This window comes from Burkholderia sp. MR1-5-21 (assembly GCF_053427715.1).
This window is the reverse complement of sequence record NZ_JBSAXD010000095.1, coordinates 1-951: the sequence shown is the minus strand read 5'-3', so window position 1 is coordinate 951 and position 951 is coordinate 1. Positions and strand designations below refer to the sequence as shown.

The window sequence follows — 951 nt, the reverse complement described above, 5'->3', positions numbered from 1 at the left end:
TTCCTCGAGAAGGACGGCACGTTCACGAACGCGGAGCGCCGCATCTCGCGCGTGCGCAAGGTGATGCCGCCGCTCGCCGGCTACGCGGACTGGGAAGTGACGCTGATGCTTTCCCGCGCGCTCGACTACGAGATGGACTACGCGCACCCGTCGGAGATCATGGACGAGATCGCACGGCTCACGCCGACGTTCACGGGCGTGTCGTACGCGAAGCTCGACACGCTCGGCAGCATCCAGTGGCCGTGCAACGAGCACGCGCCGGAAGGTACGCCGACGATGCACATCGACACGTTCGTGCGTGGCAAGGGCCGATTCGTGATCACGCAGTTCATTCCGACGCCGGAAAAGGTCACGCAACGCTATCCGCTGATCCTGACGACGGGCCGCATCCTGTCGCAATACAACGTCGGCGCGCAGACGCGCCGCACCGACAACGTCCGGTGGCACGAGGAGGATCGCCTCGAGATCCATCCGCACGACGCGGAGGATCGCGGGATCCGGACCGGCGACTGGGTCGGCATCGAGTCGCGCGCCGGGCAGACCGTGCAGCGCGCGCTCGTGACCGAACGGATGCAGCCGGGCGTCGTGTACACGACGTTCCACTTCCCCGAATCGGGCGCGAACGTGATCACGACCGACAGCTCGGACTGGGCGACGAACTGCCCCGAGTACAAGGTGACGGCGGTGCAGGTGATGCCGGTCGCGCAGCCGTCCGACTGGCAGCGCGCGTATGCGCGTTTCAATGCCGAGCAGCTCGACCTGCTCGAGCGCCGTGCCGCCGAGCCCGCGGCCGTGACCACCGGCAAGTGAGGACGCGATGGACACCGGACACCTGATCGACATGGCCAACCAGATCGGCGAATTCTTTGCGTCGATGCCCGATCGCGACGAAGCGCTGGCCGGCATCGCCGACCACATCCGGCGCTTCTGGGAACCGCGGATGCGCCGCGC

Annotated in this window: 2 protein-coding genes; both read left to right on the top strand. The window is 67.2% G+C overall.

Annotation, left to right across the window (positions count from 1 at the left end; all coding sequences use genetic code 11):
* Positions 1–810: molybdopterin oxidoreductase family protein (locus ACV229_RS40535; protein ID WP_448088652.1), on the top strand; the 810-nt coding region annotated here is incomplete at its 5' end.
* Positions 811–817: 7 nt separating this feature from the next.
* On the top strand, positions 818–951 hold a 134-nt coding region (locus ACV229_RS40530), incomplete at its 3' end, for a formate dehydrogenase subunit delta (protein ID WP_448088653.1).